Genomic DNA, 13,792 nt, shown 5'->3' on the forward strand with positions numbered 1-13,792 from the left:
GTTCGGTTGAATTCGTAACGCAAGCAAAAATACAAATTGCCAGCAGAAATCATCGTTAATGCCTTGGAAAATCTTTTTGTATCTTTCTGATGAACGGTTCGAGCCCATTTATCTTGATTTCGGTCATCGATTGGAGCAGTTGTCCCAGTTTCCCTTCGGGATAGCCTTTTTGTTTGAACCACAACAGGTAGGCTTCCGGCAAATCGACCAAGTATCGGTCTTTAAACTTACCGAAAGGCATGCGGTAGTGGGCCAGTTCGATCAATTTGTCGGTATCGGGAGTCAAATCCATATATAAAGGTAATATTGTTATCTTTAAGGGTCAGCGTTTGGACCATAGAAAACAGCGTAAGGATAAAAGCGTAAAAAACAGGGAGCATAACATATTGATGATTTAGGGCGGAACGTTTCAGGCCGTTCATTTTGTCCTCTTGACTTAATTCGAAAATCATGAAAAGAAGAAAATTTATCGGTACTTCGGCGGCCGCCTCGGTAGGGCTCTTGGCCTGCAATACGACCACAGCCAAACCCACCTCAAAACCCACTGCCTTTGAGTTGAAGGGCAATATTAATCACAGTGCCTGCTACTGGTGCTATAACTCGATTCCGTTGGAAGAATTTCTACAGGATTTGAACGAATTGGGAATGAAAGCCATTGATCTTACCGGGCCGGAAGAATGGCCTTTGCTCAAGAAATATGACATTCATGCCTCGATGTGCTGGGGCGCGGGCATGGGAATTGAAAAAGGGTGGAACGACCCCACACTGCACGCCGAATTGGTCGCCGATTATCTCCAAATCATCCCGAAGGTCGGCGAAGCCGGTTATACCAACCTTATCTGCTTCAGCGGTAATCGGAACGGCATGGATGATGAAGAGGGACTACAAAATTGCGTAACCGGTTTAAAACAAATACTACCACTGGCGGAAAAGCATGGGGTCGTTATTCAGATGGAATTGCTCAATTCGAAGGTGGATCATAAAGACTATATGTGCGACCATACCTTGTGGGGTGTTGAACTCTGCAAACAATTGGGTTCGGAAAACTTCAAACTCCTTTACGACATCTATCATATGCAAATCATGGAAGGGGATATTATTCGGAATATTCAGGATTATCATCAATATTTCGGCCATTACCATACTGGTGGTAATCCGGGCCGTCACGAAATCAACGATTCCCAAGAATTAAACTATCCCGCCATCATGAAAGCCATTGTCGAAACAGGATATAAAGGATACGTTGCCCAAGAGTTCATACCCACCTATGAGGACAAGATTGCCGCTTTGAAGGAAGGCATCACGATTTGTGATGTCTAGCATCTTTTTTGATCCCTTTGGTATAAACGATTATCTCATCTTTTTAAAAATGCCCGCTGCTGTTAGGTAGGTTCAACACGACTTTTTACGAGCCGGTGCCTGCTTAAATTAGGTGTTCCATACACTACTAGGCCTTTTTTCCTCGTTATGGTAATTTGAGGCGCAAAGATTACGTATTTAAACCTTTTAATCGTTTGTTGCGTCAAACCATAAAACAAGGACGATGAAAATCCCAGTGCATCTTATAATCGGTATTTCCTTTTTAGTATTCGGCTGTTCAAAGGATAGCGGGGATACGACCATACCTCCGGTCGGACCCGAACCGGAAGTGGAAGGTCTTTATTTTCCCCCCTTGGACGCCGATACTTGGGAAACCACATCGATTGCAGAGTTGGGATGGAATATGGAAGCCGAACAACCGCTGTTGGATTTTCTCGAGGCGAAAAACACCAAGGCATTTTTACTCTTGAAAGATGGAAAAATCGTTATCGAAGCCTATATGAACGGTAGTGGAGCCAGCAGCAACAATGCCTGGAATTCAGCAGGAAAGACCCTTTCGGCCTTCATCGTGGGATTGGCCCAGCAGGAAGGTTTTTTGTCGTTGGATGATTCTTCGGCCAACTATTTAGGTTCGGGATGGTCGAGTCTTTCGGAGAATGAAGAGGCTAAGATTACCATAAAGCATCATATTAGTATGACAACGGGCTTGGATTACAATGTAGCCAATCAGAATTGTACCGATGCCAATTGCCTGACCTTCTTGAATGATCCGGGCAGTTTTTGGTACTATCACAACGCACCCTATACCTTGAACCATGCCATTGTGGCCGGGGCCATTGATGGTGATTACGACTCCTATTTCGATACCAAATTGAAACAGGCCATCGGAATGAACGGGGCCTGGGTTCAATTGGGATATGCGCGGGTATACTACAGTACGGCAAGAAGTATGGCCCGTTTTGGATTGCTGAATCTCAATATGGGAACCTGGGATAACAACCAGATTCTTGCAGACACGGCCTACTTCAACGAAATGGTAAATACCTCCCAAGATCTGAACAAGTCTTACGGATATCTTTGGTGGCTCAACGGAAAGGAAAGTTATCGGAGCCCCGGTCTGGAACTGCAGTTCCCGGGAAAATTGATTCCCAACGCACCCGATGACCTCATAGCAGGTCTCGGCAAGGACGACCAGAAATTACATATCGTTCCCAGTAAAGGATTGGTAATCGTTCGAATGGGAGATGATGCCGGGGAAGCCCTGTTGGGTCCTTCCAGTTTTGACAACGAACTTTGGGAGAAAATCAATGCCTTGATCAATTAGCCATGCCAACGGGTATTTTACGAACTTGCGTGGCTTGTTCGAAGGCCCTTCCCAACAACAATAGTTTCTCTTCCTGAAAGGGTTTCGCAATAAAGGTCAGGTTCATAGGTTCGCCTGTTTCCTTATATCCCATAGGCACGGTTAGGGCAGGGTATTTGGCTACTGCGGCATAGCCCGCATGGTAGTTGTTGATCGACAGTACCGCATCCAAATCATACTCGTCCAAGGCGGCATCGAAGAAACGACGTCCTTCCTGTTCCAAACGGGACTTGATCCTTGTCAATTCCGCAGCACTGGTCGTATCGCTCAATATACCTCGGAACAACTGTTGTCCATAGGGAATCCGTACAAGGGAATCGGTCGCATTGAATTGGACCACATCGGCAACTGAGCTGATCGGTACCCGATCTTTATCTGAATGAAGGGTAAGATACTCTGGTAAATCATTCCGCATGTCAATGTTCAGAATGCTTAGAAAAGCTTTCAACTGAATCTCCAGCGGATCGAACTCCACTACTTTCGCACCCGACTCCCTAAGTTTTTCAATGGTAGCGCGATACATCGGGTTCCCTTCCATCAAATTCTTCATAGCCCCGAGACGTTTTCCTTCCAAAGAAACCTCCTCGCCCAATTCATTGATAAAAGTTTTATCGGTTGCCACCGACTTGCTATCGGCCTCGTCCCTGCCCGTCATGGCAGACAAGAGAATGGCGTTGTCGGTAACGTTTTTGGTCATGGGACCTGGGGTATCCAAGGTACTTGATATGGGCACAATGCCACTTCTGCCCAACAATCCAATCGTCGGTTTTAATCCTACAACCGAATTTTGACCACTAGGGGAAAGAATAGATCCCGACGTCTCCGTACCGACCGCCGCCACCGCATAATTGGCAGCGACCGCAGTGCCGCTTCCCGAACTGGAACCGCCTGTCTCAAAAATTCTACGACCATATGGATTCAGGGTCTGTCCTCCTACGGCACTATACCCTACCGGACATCCTTGACATAGGTAATAGGCCCACTCGCTCAGGTTGACCTTTCCCAAAATCAGGGCGCCGTTTAATTTCAATTGCTTAACGATAAAAGCGTCGTTCACTTCATTGTTCACTAAAGCGATAGACCCGGCGGTGGTTTTCATCCCCAAGGTATTGATGTTATCTTTCAGCAAAATGGGCATACCGTATATGGGGTGCTGCTTTTGGGAAGGAAATCGGGCACGTAAACGGTCAAGCTTCCTAGCTTCTTCGACCACCGATGCATTTAATGCAATCACCGTGTTCAAGGTAGTAGTATTATCCAGTTCGTATTTGTAAATTCGGTAGAGATAGAACAAAACCAGTTTTTCGTACGTGAGCATACCGCTCTCGATATAGGCACGGATGGTCGGGATGTCCTGCTCCAAAATCAAGGGGCGAAGTGCCATATAGTCTCCATCGGACATTCTGGAAACTTCTTTATACAAGGGCCCGAACACCTCATTTTTGTCCAACACCTTCGACTGGATCAATTTGTACCGCATTCTGGCGATTTCGTGGTCCTGGTTGTCGGCCACTTCCGTCGAATCGTTATAAGGTGTCCATAGGACCACTTTTTCTTTTTCCGGTTTTGGATCCTGCTTACATGCAACTATCAATAACAGTATTAGGTAGTGTATGTAGTATCTCATTTCTTATCACGATTCAAGAATCCGCTCCAGATTTCAATGTTCTTTTGATTCATCCGCACAAACTCATCCTTTCCTTCCCTTTCTGCCAATTCCAGACTCTTTTGCGCCGAGGCAATCGCCGAAGGATAGTCCTCCAAACCAGCCTCTACCAACGACTTGACCCGATGAAAATAGTAGGTGTCACCACCCAATTCCAATGCTTTGTTGAGGTAGTCAAGGGCTGCGGTATAATCGGTCTGCTGTTCCTGAAGATACCGCGCCGCTTCATAGTATGTCTGGGCAGTTGGACTATCGGATAGGCTTGCATCAATTTCTTTTAGCATCAATTTATGGGTATCAACGGTCATCGGAATCGTCACCTTCGTATGTTCCCAAAGCCATATCATATGAACCGAACCGTGTTGAAGGACATCAAATGTGATCAAGAAATTTTCCTGAAACGTAGGAACCTGTTCTGGCACCACCTTCACCCTAAAGGCATCTTCTTCGGGATTATAGGCTTTACGCCCATCGCCCCAATGGGTCGTATTCTTATGAAAAACAATCTGCCATTCCTCTTCATCGGGAAAGGCATAGAGTGCGTAGGTCCCTGCGGGAAGTATGTTTTCCAGTACGACGACATCGGAATCCACGGTTAATTTGGTCGAGGCATTGGCCCCGACCCGCCAGATACGATTGAAAGGAACTACATCACCGAATATCGTGCGGCCACGAACCGCCGGTCTGGAATATTCAACTTTCAAAGTGGCTAGCCCCACCTCCTGCACGACAGTGGAAAACGGGCTCGCCTTGGGATGATTGATTTGGGCCGACAGAAGCGGCGAAAAAAGAAACAATACTATACATACCGCGCTTTTCAACTTTTGTTGCTAAAGAACGAATCGACGAATTCGTATTTATTGAATACTTGCAAGTCTTCGATCCCTTCCCCTACGCCGATGTATTTTACTGGAATCTGGAACTGGTCCGATATACCGATCACAACGCCTCCTTTGGCCGTTCCATCCAATTTGGTAACCGCCAAAGACGTGACCTCCGTGGCCTTTGTAAATTGTTTGGCCTGTTCAAACGCATTCTGGCCGGTAGAGCCATCCAGCACCAAGAGCACCTCATGGGGGGTATTTTCTACCACTTTCTGCATCACTCGTTTGACCTTCGTCAACTCGTTCATAAGGTTTACCTTGTTGTGTAAGCGCCCGGCCGTATCGATAATGACGACATCGGCACCTTGGGACACCGCAGAACTTAGGGTGTCAAAGGCAACGGAAGCCGGATCACTTCCCATTTTCTGCTTTACGATGGGGACATCTACCCGATCCGCCCATACTTGCAGCTGATCAATGGCAGCGGCCCTAAAGGTATCCGCAGCTCCAAGTACTACTTTAAATCCTTTGTTTTTAAATTGATGGGCCAACTTGCCGATCGTAGTGGTTTTACCAACACCATTTACCCCCACCACCATAATCACATAAGGCCTCACTCCTTCAGGTATGCTAATCTCAGTGGCATCGCCCAAATTGGTTTCCGAAAGAAGGCCGGCAATCTCTTCCCTTAAAATTATATTGAGTTCATCGGTGCCCATATATTTATCCTTGGCAACCCGGGCCTCGATCCGTTCTATTATCTTTAGGGTCGTATCGACCCCAACATCCGAGGTTACCAAAACCTCTTCCAAATTGTCGAGTACATCGTCGTCTACCTTTGACTTACCAGCGACCGCTTTGCTAAGTTTACTAAAAAAAGTAGTTTTGGATTTCTCCAATCCTTTGTCCAGGCTTTCCTTTTTCTTGGAAGAAAATATATTCTTGAATAGGCTCATTAGTTTCTTAAATACGTTGTTTCAAATATAAGAAAGTAAAAGGCAAAAATCAGGACGAAGTTTTCCGAGGCCGTCTTTCAGGATCCCTTACAAATCCCATGTAGGTGTCCGGTTCAAAGAACGAGCACCTTGAAATCATTTTTGACTTGGCCAGTCCTTCCCGGGCGTAGTACAGGAGTTCATAGGTTTCCATACATTAATAACTCTTGGAATCGATATTTCGCCCATAAAAAAAGCTACTTCCTTTCGGAAGTAGCTTTCATCTATTTTGTATTGTTGACCTATTTTTTGGTCAACCACTCGTTTACCATTTCAGGAGGCATAATTGCTTCTGAAAATGAATAGGCCCCGGTCTTTGGTGATTTCACCATCTTGATGGCCTTGGTCAATCTTTTTGAACTGGTTTGTAAGGTTGCTACCGTTTTCTTTGCCATGAGATCTTACTTTATTTCTTTGTGAACCGTCATCCTGCGTAGAATGGGGTTGTATTTCTTTAGCTCCATTCGTTCCGGAGTATTTTTCTTGTTCTTGGTGGTGATGTACCGTGAAGTACCTGGCTGCCCCGACTCTTTATGCTCGGTACATTCCAAAATCACCTGAACCCTGTTGCCTTTCTTTGCCATTGTCGTCTTCTTTTTTGGATTATTTGATCAATCCTTCTGCTTTTGCCTCTTTAAGAACTGCGGAAATGCCTCTTTTGTTGATGATTTTCAAGCCTTTGGCAGACACCTTTAGGGTTACCCAACGGTCTTCCTCAGGGATGTAAAAACGCTTCTTGGAAAGATTTACGTTAAATCTCCTTCTTGTCTTGTTGATCGAAAACGAAACGTTGTTCCCAAACATCGCTTTCTTTCCGGTAACTTCACAAACTTTAGACATTACACTGATTTTTTTACAGGCTGCAAATTTATATCATTTTTGCGGGACGGGCAAGATTCTACTTCAGATTTTTGAAATTTCTTTTTGCAGCAATTCAAGGGCCTTATGAACGGCCTTTTGCACAATTCTTTCCCGATGGTTCCCCATCATAAACCGTTCGGAAAAATCGCCCAACGGAGAGGCGACACCTATTACCACCGTACCTATCGGCGCATCGGAATCCCCTTTGGTCGGTCCTGCATTTCCTGTGGTAGAAACCGCAAAATCGGTTTTGAGCAGTTCCCTTGCATTTTTCGCCATAGCCAAGGCCACTTCTTCGCTGACTACCGAATGTTCCTGAATCAGTTTTTCCGGCACCCCTAATACTTCGATTTTGGTTTGGGTGGCATAGCTCACCACACTACCCTTAAAATAAGCGGAGGCCCCCGGTATCGAAGTGAGCTGCTGGGCAATTTTACCTCCTGTACAGCTTTCGGCGGTCGCCAGGGTCATCTTTTTTGAAGCAAATAAATTTTTAATGGCTTCTTCCAAGGTTTCCTCATCTTCCACTCCATATATGATATCCCCGATAAGCGGGTATAGTTTTTTGGATTCCTCCGCTATCGTACGTTCCAACAGTTCCCTATCCGAACCTTTGGCTGTCAACCGTAATCGCACTTTTCCAAGATTGGGTAAATACGCCAGTTTAACAAAAGGGGGGAGGGCGTCTTCCCAATTATCTATTTTTTCAGCTATCGCACTTTCTCCCAGACCATAGGTAATCAAGGTTTTATGAATAATATGCGGACGATGAAATTCTTCCATAATGAGAGGAATCACATAGTTTTTCAGCAATCCCCTCATCTCGAAGGGGACCCCTGGAAGTGAAACATACACGGCGTCTTTATTGGACATCCACATACCTGGAGCCGTACCATACTCGTTTTTCAAGACCTTGGCCCTTGAGGGAACCATGGCCTGCTTTCGATTCACATCGGATATTTTGGTCGTGGTGATATATTTGGCGAACAGGTACTCTACATGTTTCAGAACATCGGCATCCTCTACGAGAAAGTCATTGAAAAACTCACAGAAGGTATGTTTGGTAATATCATCCTTGGTGGGTCCCAGGCCTCCGGTACAGATTACGATATCCGCATTGTTGCCCGCCTCTTCCAACGCTTTTAGGATGTGTTCCCGATCATCTTGAACCGAGGTAATCTGATAGACGGATATTCCTATCTTATTGAGCTCCTTGGCAATAAAGGCAGAGTTGGTATCAATAATCTGGCCTATGAGAATCTCATCGCCTATAGTAATGATTTCAGCAAGCATTACAGGTTGAAGTCTTTCCTGAGTTCCGCTACCACCTGCGCAATATCTTTTTGAAGAACGGGAAATATCTTTTCTATCTCCGACATATTGGCCTCACTTTTCCCTAAGGTCTCTATTTCGAGTGCCGCGGCACGGGTCTGCTCCATACCCAATAAATCCACATTGGGCTTTATTTTATGTGCCAGTTTATAGACTTGCTCATAATTCTTGTCCTCAAGCGCACTTTCCAAATCCTGAAGATCGGTAGGTACTTCTTCCAGAAAGACCGAAATCACCGATTGGACAAATTCCTGGTCACCTTCCGCCATCTCGTTTATTTTATCCAAACTATAGATCATCATTTAATTTTTACGGTGAACATTTCATTCCCTTCCAAGACTCCCGAAAGATAGTCATTTGGCTTTATTCTACCAACACCTGCCGGTGTACCTGAAAAAATAATATCCCCCTTTTTCAGTGTAAAATACCGGGACACATAGGCTATGAGTTCATCGATTTTCCAAAGCATTTGGGCCGTATGGCCATTTTGTACCGTTTCCCCATTTTTCGACAGGGAAAACCTGAGGTCGTTCAAATCCTTAAAATCCTCTTTGGGCAGCCATTTGCCTATCACCGCAGCCCCATCGAAGCCCTTGGCCTTTTCCCAAGGAAGGCCTTTTTCCTTTAGTTTGGATTGAAGGTCCCTTGCGGTAAAATCGATTCCCAAACCGATTTCGTCGTAGTAAGTATGGGCAAATCTTTCATCGATATGCTTCCCCACCTTTTTAATTTTCACCAACACCTCCACTTCATAATGCACGTCATCGGAGAACTCTGGAATATAAAAATCCTGTTCCTTCGGCAGCACCGCCGAATCCGGTTTGATAAAAATCACGGGGTCGGTAGGCCTCTCGTTGGCGAGCTCGGCTATATGCGCCGAATAGTTTCGGCCAATACATATGATTTTCATATTATTAAGGATAAAGCGTGAAGCGGTTAGAAAACATACTTTAGCGTTTCGCTGAAAATAAGCCTGTTCTCAATCTAATTTGTTGTTCAGTTTGTTCAATTTTATTTGTGTCAACACCTTCTTCGTATACAATGGAAAATCGGCGTTCAAAATCCAACCGAAGTATCCCGGCTCCTTCTCCAACACCTCATCAACCTTTTTACCCTTGTGCTTTCCAAAGGTGAAAATTTCATTTCCGTCTTCATCTAGGCCTATGAATCCGGCAAAGTCGACAAATTGCCGATGGGTAGAGAATTGAGCCAATTTTTTGACGTTGTTTTCCAATTCCGGATACCGTTCTAGCTGTGATAGCAACACCTCGTACGTGGCTATGGTATCTGCCTCGGCACTATGGGCATCGGTCAGTTCCTTACCGCAATAGAATTTGTAAGCGGCCCCCAAGGTTCTTTTTTCCATTTTATGAAAAATGGTCTGTACATCGATCGAGACCATATTTTTCATATCGAAATCGACTCCTACACGAAGCATTTCCTCTGCCAACAAGGGAATATCGAAACGGTCGGAGTTGAATCCGCCTAAATCGCTGTCCTTGATCATTTGATAAATCTCCTTTGAAAGCTCCCTAAAGGTAGGCTCGCCGGCCACTTTTTCATCGGTAATTCCATGTACGGCGGAGGCCTCCGCTGGAATGGGCATTTCGGGATTCACCAACCACGTTTTGCTTTCTTTATTTCCGTTCGGAAAAATTTTAAGTATGGATATTTCGACGATTCGATCTTTGGCAACATTGGTGCCCGTCGTCTCCAAATCGAAAAAACAAATGGGTTTTGTGAGGTTGAGCTGCATGTGGGGCGTTGTTTTGGCAAAGATAGTTCTTAGAATAGTTTGAAGAAGTCTATACGGATGGTTTTATTTGAAGATATGTCGAAAATAGATGCTGCCCTCGGAAAAGAAAGCTGGTTAAAAGGACCTAAATCCCGGTGCAACAACTCCCGCTGGTCCCGCTTACAACCGGGTATTAATGATATTATTGAAAGCGGAACCGAACGTATAACTGAGTCCGACACTAAATCCCAATTCAAAATCGGTTGCAATTTGTTTTTGTTGCAGTAATAGGTCTTCCAGGGAAGCATCTCCCGCCGGCAGGTTGATTTGATCTTGAATGTATTCTACCCTACCTGAAAATCGGACCGCCAACCCTTTGATAATTCGAATGGACAGTCGACCAAAAAGCTGGGTCCTATTTTTTGAAAAGTCATTGAGAAAGCTGGAAGCCCTTAATCTGGAATACAGATTGCCCCAAGGCTGGCGGTAGCGGACCTGAATATCCAACGAGTGGTTAAAAAGTGATTCCCGGTCTTTTCCAAAAATGGTCGTTTCTATATAGTCGTTGTGCAGATAGCCGATTTTATAGGCAAACACGATTTCCCGTCGAAGGACTTCCCGATACGGAAAAATATTATATTCCACGGCGGGCGTCAGATTTAAGGCAACATCCAAATTGTTGAATGTATTATAATCGGCCCCTGCAAAGATTCCGGCCGACCAATGGTCGCTCAAGCTCCTGACTACGCTTCCGAATCCGTAGTAACGCTCCCTGGAACTGCTAAACTCCTCCTCATCACGAACAAAATTACTGGTTGCCTGGCTCATTTCGAAATCGCCGCGGATCCGCCACTTTTCCGTTACCCGATCGGTTTCGAAACCGACTTCGTACTCAAAATTGCGTCGACTCGCTTCCTTCTCCAACTCGGCCGCTCCATACACTTCGAAAATCCAATTATTCCACGGGTCATCAAAATCGATATCCTGTAGTTTCGCTTGCCCGTCCCGGTTGATTTGATAGGTGATGTTTTCCCCAAGGTCTGAATCGACCAGATATCTTAAAAGTCCCGACTTTATGGCCACTGCCAATCCTTTTCTCACCTCATCGGGAGTCATATTCGCATTGGTATCATATTCCCGTTTCAATAACACCCCATCGTAAACATCCTTTCCGACAAAATCAAGCTTATACGTACGACCCCCACTCCCGTTCGCGATATCATAAATATTTAATTGTACGTTGGCCAAATCTTGATCTCGAACGTGGCTGATAAAATCGATTTCCTGCCGAATGTAATTTTTTTCGCAGTTGCATTCCAAGAACATTTTAATGGGTTTGGACTGTCCTAGAGCCACGGGAACACAGTGAAAAAATACGAACCCTAAAAGAAGGGTCCTGAGGGGGTGGATGCTCATCAAATGAAATTTTGGCGTTTGGTAAGCTGCAAAAATAGCAGGTTTAGACAGAACGCTTAGCGCTATTCGTAGAAAACATCGCGCATACCCAAACCAAGGCATGCTTACAAAAGATGCTATAAACAGGATTAGATTTCCCTATTCAGATCCCAAGCCTCGAGATAATCGGCCACAGCCTTCGCGAACATGCTGCCCAGGGCGCCATTGACCACACGGTGGTCATAACTATGGGAGAGATACATCTTACTACGTATTCCTATAAAATCACCCTCCTTGGTCTCGATGACCGCCGGTATCTTTCGAATGGCGCCTAGCGCCAAAATACCTACCTGGGGTTGGTTGATTATAGGTGTTCCGAAAACACTCCCAAAAGTACCGACATTGGTTACCGTATAGGTACCATCCCGAATCTCGTCGGGTTTTAGCTGGTTGTTTCGGGCCCGAATCGCCAAATCGTTCACTACTTTGGCCATCCCCACCAAATTGAGCTGATCGGCGTTTTTAATGACGGGAACGATCAGGTTTCCATCAGGCAGCGCTGCGGCCATACCGATGTTGATATTCTTTTTCTTGATGACCCGGTCGCCGTCTACTGAAATATTCATCATCGGGAACTTCTTGAGTGCCTTTGCAACGGCCTCCATAAAAATGGGCGTGAAGGTCAGCTTTTCGCCTTCGCGTTGTTCGAAGCTGTCTTTCATTTTTGACCGCCAGTTCACGATATTGGTGACATCGACTTCGATGAAGCTCTGGACATGTGCCGAGGTAGCGACGCTTTCGGCCATATGTTTGGCAATCAATTTGCCCATTCGGGTCATTTCGATAATCTCATCGCCGCCAGCTACCGATACGGTTGAAACATCGGTCTTTGGCAGCTGTTGCGAAACCGCGGCCACGGAGGGTGATGTTGTCTGTGACGCCGGTGCCGCGGAAGGTACTTCCGACTGCACATCCTTTCGACTTTTGAGATGCGCCAAAATATCATTTTTTGTAACACGCCCCTCTTTACCTGTACCCACGATAGCATCTAGTTCGGCCATCGATATGCCCTCGGCCTTGGCAATGTTTTTAACCAAAGGGGAATAAAAACGATCAGGGGTGTTCTCACCGCCCTCGGAAACCGATACGGGTGCGGCCACCGTTTCTTTTGCAATTTTTACTGTATTTTCAAGTTCTGCGACGGTTCCCGCGGTACCTTCCTCTCCTTCATCAACGGTAGCTACCGATGTGCTGTTGTTTTGTTTTTGACCATTTTCACTAGGAGTTCCGTCAATTTGAATTATCGCTATGGTCTCACCCACCTTGATCACATCATCGACTTCAAAAAGCTTTTCGACCAACACCCCCTCTACCTCACTGGGCACCTCGGAATCTACCTTGTCGGTCGCGATTTCCAGGACTGCTTCGTCCATCTCGATGGTATCCCCTACCTCTTTGAGCCATGAGGTCAAAGTGGCCTCCGCGACGCTTTCTCCCATTCGGGGTAGTTTCAATTCAAACTTTGACATATTCGTAGTTTATTGGCGATTTTTTGTGTTTCGATTGCAAAAATAGCAAATATCAAGGGCTATTACTGAACTTATGTCATAAAATATTCGTGGTATCATGATTTTAAAGAGCCTTCGAACGGAATACGATTAAGGATACTTCTTCCCAAGGTGACCTCATCCGCATACTCCAGTTCATCACCCACCGCTATGCCCCTGGCAATAGTCGAAGTCCGTATATCGAGGCCTTCCAATCGTTTATACATGTAAAAATTGGTGGTGTCTCCCTCCATCGTAGGACTCAACGCAAAAATAAGTTCTTTTATTTCGCCTCCTTTCGCCTTGTCGATCAATGGGGCGATGTTCAATTCTTGGGGCCCTACCCCTTCCATAGGCGATATTTTTCCACCTAGTACATGATACAAACCGTTGAATTGGCTCGTATTCTCAATAGCCATAACATCGCGGATGTCTTCGACTACGCAAACAAGGCTTCGATCTCTTTTGGGGCTCGCACAGATTTCACAGATTTCCGTATCCGAGATATTATAACAGTTGCTACAAAACCTCACCGTGTTGCGTAGTTGTTCCAAGGAACCTGATAAACGTGCGGTCTGCTCGGCAGGCTGTTTGAGCAGGTGCAGTACCAGTCGCAGTGCGGTTCGCTTTCCGATACCCGGTAATTGGGACATTTCGTAAACGGCGTTTTCCAATAATTTAGACGAAAAATCCATGATGCTGGTTTACGCACAAAATTACAACCAATTTTTACTTTTACTACAAATAATTACAG

General features: G+C 45.4%; 16 protein-coding genes. 2 read left to right on the top strand and 14 right to left on the bottom strand.

Annotation, left to right across the window (positions count from 1 at the left end; translation table 11 throughout):
- Positions 1-55: 55 nt before the first annotated feature.
- Positions 56-292: a DUF3820 family protein gene (locus tag FK220_RS01820; RefSeq protein ID WP_152572572.1), complete on the bottom strand. Its 237-nt coding sequence runs from the start codon at positions 290-292 to the stop codon at positions 56-58.
- A gap of 158 nt (positions 293-450) precedes the next feature.
- Between FK220_RS01820 and FK220_RS01825 the strand changes: the two genes are divergently transcribed.
- Positions 451-1,320: a hydroxypyruvate isomerase family protein gene (locus FK220_RS01825; protein WP_152572573.1), complete on the top strand. Its 870-nt coding sequence runs from the start codon at positions 451-453 to the stop codon at positions 1,318-1,320.
- Between the two features lie 223 nt (positions 1,321-1,543).
- Positions 1,544-2,644 (top strand): serine hydrolase domain-containing protein, encoded by a 1,101-nt coding sequence (locus FK220_RS01830; protein ID WP_152572574.1) that lies wholly within the window; start codon positions 1,544-1,546, stop codon positions 2,642-2,644.
- On the opposite strand, the gene FK220_RS01835 is transcribed toward FK220_RS01830, so the two are convergent.
- The 13 genes from FK220_RS01835 to recR form a co-directional block, all read right to left on the bottom strand.
- On the bottom strand, positions 2,637-4,310 hold the full coding sequence (locus tag FK220_RS01835; RefSeq protein ID WP_152572575.1) for an amidase family protein: 1,674 nt from the start codon (positions 4,308-4,310) through the stop codon (positions 2,637-2,639). The genes FK220_RS01830 and FK220_RS01835 overlap by 8 nt on opposite strands.
- Positions 4,307-5,170: a DUF2911 domain-containing protein gene (locus FK220_RS01840; RefSeq protein WP_152572576.1), complete on the bottom strand. Its 864-nt coding sequence runs from the start codon at positions 5,168-5,170 to the stop codon at positions 4,307-4,309. The genes FK220_RS01835 and FK220_RS01840 overlap by 4 nt, the downstream gene beginning before the upstream one ends.
- Positions 5,167-6,129, bottom strand: a complete 963-nt coding sequence (gene ftsY, locus FK220_RS01845) for a signal recognition particle-docking protein FtsY (protein ID WP_152572577.1) — start codon at positions 6,127-6,129, stop codon at positions 5,167-5,169. Before ftsY ends, FK220_RS01840 begins: the two co-directional genes overlap by 4 nt.
- A gap of 281 nt (positions 6,130-6,410) precedes the next feature.
- A complete protein-coding gene (locus tag FK220_RS01850) occupies positions 6,411-6,563 on the bottom strand; it encodes a DUF4295 domain-containing protein (RefSeq protein WP_152572578.1) in 153 nt (50 codons plus the stop codon).
- Between the two features lie 6 nt (positions 6,564-6,569).
- Positions 6,570-6,752: a 50S ribosomal protein L33 gene (gene rpmG, locus FK220_RS01855; protein ID WP_152572579.1), complete on the bottom strand. Its 183-nt coding sequence runs from the start codon at positions 6,750-6,752 to the stop codon at positions 6,570-6,572.
- A gap of 19 nt (positions 6,753-6,771) precedes the next feature.
- Complete coding sequence (rpmB, locus tag FK220_RS01860) at positions 6,772-7,008, bottom strand: 50S ribosomal protein L28 (protein ID WP_152572580.1); 237 nt, start codon at positions 7,006-7,008, stop codon at positions 6,772-6,774.
- A 63-nt stretch (positions 7,009-7,071) separates the two neighbouring features.
- Complete coding sequence (locus FK220_RS01865) at positions 7,072-8,322, bottom strand: competence/damage-inducible protein A (protein WP_152572581.1); 1,251 nt, start codon at positions 8,320-8,322, stop codon at positions 7,072-7,074.
- Entirely contained in the window at positions 8,322-8,660 is a 339-nt protein-coding gene (locus tag FK220_RS01870; RefSeq protein WP_152573627.1) for an Hpt domain-containing protein, read from the bottom strand. Before FK220_RS01870 ends, FK220_RS01865 begins: the two co-directional genes overlap by 1 nt.
- Positions 8,660-9,271 carry a fumarylacetoacetate hydrolase family protein gene (locus FK220_RS01875; protein WP_152572582.1) on the bottom strand — a complete coding sequence of 204 codons (612 nt, stop codon included), beginning with the start codon at positions 9,269-9,271 and terminating at the stop codon, positions 8,660-8,662. Before FK220_RS01875 ends, FK220_RS01870 begins: the two co-directional genes overlap by 1 nt.
- Before the next feature lie 69 nt (positions 9,272-9,340).
- Positions 9,341-10,117 carry a 3'-5' exonuclease gene (locus FK220_RS01880; RefSeq protein ID WP_152572583.1) on the bottom strand — a complete coding sequence of 259 codons (777 nt, stop codon included), beginning with the start codon at positions 10,115-10,117 and terminating at the stop codon, positions 9,341-9,343.
- Between the two features lie 159 nt (positions 10,118-10,276).
- The gene (locus FK220_RS01885; protein ID WP_166204733.1) at positions 10,277-11,512 is read right to left on the bottom strand and encodes a DUF481 domain-containing protein; all 1,236 of its coding nucleotides are present in this window, start codon (positions 11,510-11,512) and stop codon (positions 10,277-10,279) included.
- A 128-nt stretch (positions 11,513-11,640) separates the two neighbouring features.
- A complete protein-coding gene (locus FK220_RS01890; protein WP_152572585.1) occupies positions 11,641-13,020 on the bottom strand; it encodes a dihydrolipoamide acetyltransferase family protein in 1,380 nt (459 codons plus the stop codon).
- A 95-nt stretch (positions 13,021-13,115) separates the two neighbouring features.
- Positions 13,116-13,733 carry a recombination mediator RecR gene (recR, locus tag FK220_RS01895; RefSeq protein WP_152572586.1) on the bottom strand — a complete coding sequence of 206 codons (618 nt, stop codon included), beginning with the start codon at positions 13,731-13,733 and terminating at the stop codon, positions 13,116-13,118.
- Positions 13,734-13,792 lie beyond the last annotated feature (59 nt).

It is taken from the genome of Pelagihabitans pacificus (assembly GCF_009371985.2).
Taxonomy (GTDB): Bacteria; Bacteroidota; Bacteroidia; order Flavobacteriales; family Flavobacteriaceae; genus Pelagihabitans; species Pelagihabitans pacificus.

Coding starts and splice junctions, on each gene's coding strand:
- FK220_RS01880 (WP_152572583.1), bottom strand. CDS start 10,117: ATGCAGCTCAACCTCACAAAACCCATTTGTTTTTTCGATTTGGAGACG.
- recR (WP_152572586.1), bottom strand. CDS start 13,733: ATGGATTTTTCGTCTAAATTATTGGAAAACGCCGTTTACGAAATGTCC.
- rpmB (WP_152572580.1), bottom strand. CDS start 7,008: ATGTCTAAAGTTTGTGAAGTTACCGGAAAGAAAGCGATGTTTGGGAAC.
- FK220_RS01870 (WP_152573627.1), bottom strand. CDS start 8,660: ATGATCTATAGTTTGGATAAAATAAACGAGATGGCGGAAGGTGACCAG.
- ftsY (WP_152572577.1), bottom strand. CDS start 6,129: ATGAGCCTATTCAAGAATATATTTTCTTCCAAGAAAAAGGAAAGCCTG.
- rpmG (WP_152572579.1), bottom strand. CDS start 6,752: ATGGCAAAGAAAGGCAACAGGGTTCAGGTGATTTTGGAATGTACCGAG.
- FK220_RS01850 (WP_152572578.1), bottom strand. CDS start 6,563: ATGGCAAAGAAAACGGTAGCAACCTTACAAACCAGTTCAAAAAGATTG.
- FK220_RS01835 (WP_152572575.1), bottom strand. CDS start 4,310: ATGAGATACTACATACACTACCTAATACTGTTATTGATAGTTGCATGT.
- FK220_RS01875 (WP_152572582.1), bottom strand. CDS start 9,271: ATGAAAATCATATGTATTGGCCGAAACTATTCGGCGCATATAGCCGAG.
- FK220_RS01890 (WP_152572585.1), bottom strand. CDS start 13,020: ATGTCAAAGTTTGAATTGAAACTACCCCGAATGGGAGAAAGCGTCGCG.
- FK220_RS01825 (WP_152572573.1), top strand. CDS start 451: ATGAAAAGAAGAAAATTTATCGGTACTTCGGCGGCCGCCTCGGTAGGG.
- FK220_RS01865 (WP_152572581.1), bottom strand. CDS start 8,322: ATGCTTGCTGAAATCATTACTATAGGCGATGAGATTCTCATAGGCCAG.
- FK220_RS01820 (WP_152572572.1), bottom strand. CDS start 292: ATGGATTTGACTCCCGATACCGACAAATTGATCGAACTGGCCCACTAC.
- FK220_RS01830 (WP_152572574.1), top strand. CDS start 1,544: ATGAAAATCCCAGTGCATCTTATAATCGGTATTTCCTTTTTAGTATTC.
- FK220_RS01885 (WP_166204733.1), bottom strand. CDS start 11,512: ATGAGCATCCACCCCCTCAGGACCCTTCTTTTAGGGTTCGTATTTTTT.